The sequence below is a fragment of the Mycoplasmopsis agassizii genome (genome assembly GCF_002272945.1).
Lineage (GTDB): Bacteria > Bacillota_I > Bacilli_A > Mycoplasmatales > Metamycoplasmataceae > Mycoplasmopsis_B > Mycoplasmopsis_B agassizii.
In genome coordinates, this window is sequence record NZ_NQMN01000005.1 from 1 (window position 1) to 1546 (window position 1546).

The 1546-nt window shown below is 26.2% G+C and carries 1 protein-coding gene; it reads left to right on the forward strand.

What is annotated here, in order from left to right:
• The first annotated feature begins 929 nt into the window (after positions 1–929).
• The gene (locus tag CJF60_RS05125; protein ID WP_084232863.1) at positions 930–1481 is read left to right on the forward strand and encodes a hypothetical protein; all 552 of its coding nucleotides are present in this window, start codon (positions 930–932) and stop codon (positions 1479–1481) included.
• The last annotated feature ends 65 nt before the right edge of the window (positions 1482–1546 follow it).

The window sequence follows — 1546 nt, forward strand, 5'->3', positions numbered from 1 at the left end:
ATGTGACTTCAACTGCTGAAGAAGGGATGGTTTAATATAACTGATTAAGGCATGTTTTTTACTAATGTTTTAGTTTGTTAAAAAAACAGACTTGCGTATTTTTTAGATAATTTAGAAAGTGGTAAAAAAATTGCCAATTTTAGTTAGTTAAGGGCGCCTTTTTAATAGGTTTTGCTTTAGCTAGTTAGGAAGCTAGGTTAGTAAATAAAATTTATGGTTTTTAATTTCTCGATGTCACCTTTTTGGAAATTTATTTACAAAATTTTTGAAATTTTTCAAAATAAATTAAAATAATTATAAATTTGGTGAGTTGCTAAAAGGTCTTTTTTAGCAAAAAATCATAGTTTAAGGCACCTTTTAGGCTTATTTTTAGAACTTTTTGGCTTTTTATTAACTTATTAAACAACTATTAGCAAAAAATATTTGTTTTATGAAAAAAATAAAAATATTTTTGCGAGCAAAAAAATCTGGGCTTAATTATGTTAATATAATAACAGATTAAAATAAACAAAATTAGTATTATCTTAATCAACAAGACATGATTATCATATTTGATAAATATATATTCTTACAAGCAAATAGTTATTGCTAACTATGATTAATTATTAGTTAATTATAACTTATTAATTATATCAATTAGTTATAATTATAACTTATATATATGAATATATATAAGTATTAATATCAATACTCTTATTAATAGGATTAACTTATTAAATAACTTAATAATAGATAACTTATTAGTTATCTACCTGATTAGATAAGATTACTTATCTAATAAATAAGAAATATTAATACTTGCTGTTTTGTTATTTTAATCTAAAACTTATAATGAAAATTAATAGTTAACGTAGCATTGTTTTTTAAATTAATTAACTGCTACTAACTATAGTTTTAGAAAAAATTTTATTAAGAAAAAGGAAAATTGAATGAAAAAAATAAGTAAAAAATCATTACTATTTCTAGGTTTAGGGCTTGCATCAATTGCTGCCGTAACAACAGCGATTGCATGTTCAGGTGAACAACCAGATCCTAAAAAGGGTAACCAAACAGCTTTAACTAAAATAGTTGATGCAATTCAAAAAGTTACTGCAACTGCTAAATCTAATTATGAAAATAAAACAAAATTAACTGAAGCATTAACTGCATCAACAGTTAAAAATGATAAAACTAAATTCTCAGCTTTATTATCGACAACAGTACCTTGAGGTGAAGCAAAATTAGCAGATGTTAAAGTTGCAACTGCTAATGCAACATCAGCAGCAGATACAGCTGTTGTTACTTTAGATCTAACATATGGTGATGGTGATAACCAAGTTAAAGGTACAGTTGATTTAAAAGTTAAATTTACTGCTACTACAACAGTAACTAAGACTACAAAAGAATTAGCAGCAGAATGATATACAGCCACAGTGAAGGCTACAACGGCTTCAGACGCTTTAAAAACTAAGTTACCTTCAAGTATCAGCTACAGATGATAAAGTGGCTCTAGAGGCTTTATTTGCTAAACCAGGAACCATCCCTAACTCAAGTGTTGAAGTCACCC